Raw genomic sequence first — 435 nt, forward strand, 5'->3', positions numbered from 1 at the left:
GGAAGAGCGCCATCACGATGACGAAGGCGAACACATAGCCCGTCATCTGGAGCGCTTCCTTGCGCGTCGGCCAGACCACCTTCTTGACCTCGCGGATCGAATCCTGGCCGTAGGCGATCAGCTGCTTGCCGGGCTCGGAGGTGAAGAAGATCGCCGCGGCGACGATCATCAGCGCCAGCAACGCGGCGACGCGCAGCCACAGATCCTGCTTGCCGAGCGCGTAGAACGCGACGACCGCGGCGACGACGAGCACGCCGGCGACGGCGAGCTTGGCCTTGTCGGCGCCGGTCGTTACGGTCTCGACGGAAGTTGCAGTTGGATTCGCCATGGTTCTCGGTGGCGGACGGAGCCTTGCGGCGCGCGCCCTCGGAGTTCTCGTTCTATTCGGTGCAGGACCTGCCGGTGGCAGGGGCGGAGGGCATCGAACCCCCAACC

Annotated in this window: 1 protein-coding gene; it reads right to left on the reverse strand. The window is 66.4% G+C overall.

Going from position 1 to position 435, the window contains the following annotated elements:
- Positions 1-328: preprotein translocase subunit SecE (gene secE / locus I6F37_RS40600; RefSeq protein ID WP_225154460.1), on the reverse strand; the 328-nt coding region annotated here is incomplete at its 3' end.
- Positions 329-435: the final 107 nt, after the last annotated feature.

Origin of the sequence: Bradyrhizobium sp. NBAIM08 (assembly GCF_020193935.1) — a bacterium.
GTDB lineage: Bacteria > Pseudomonadota > Alphaproteobacteria > Rhizobiales > Xanthobacteraceae > Bradyrhizobium > Bradyrhizobium yuanmingense.